The sequence below is a fragment of the Skermanella aerolata KACC 11604 genome (assembly GCF_000936425.1).
GTDB lineage: Bacteria > Pseudomonadota > Alphaproteobacteria > Azospirillales > Azospirillaceae > Skermanella > Skermanella aerolata.
Genome location: NZ_AVFK01000271.1, coordinates 1 through 210, shown reverse-complemented (window position 1 = coordinate 210; position 210 = coordinate 1). Strand labels below are relative to the sequence as shown.

Genomic DNA, 210 nt, shown 5'->3' with positions numbered 1-210 from the left:
GCAGTACCATTGGCGCGGAGGGTTTTCACGGCCGAGTTCGGGATGGGATCGGGTGCGGGCCCCTCGCTATGACCACCAGGTCGGCCAGCCGCGGAAGAGACAGGTGCGGCTGTCGAGGATAAGTGTAAGTGACCATTGGACGGATGGTGATGCGTTGGTTCTTCTCGTCCGATCGCTCATATGTGCGGTCTTGCCGCTGCGTATGGCGTT

Annotated in this window: 1 rRNA gene; it reads right to left on the bottom strand. The window is 61.0% G+C overall.

Going from position 1 to position 210, the window contains the following annotated elements:
* A 5S ribosomal RNA gene (gene rrf / locus N826_RS39510) occupies positions 1 to 80 on the bottom strand; the annotation flags it as partial.
* Between the last annotated feature and the right edge of the window lie 130 nt (positions 81 to 210).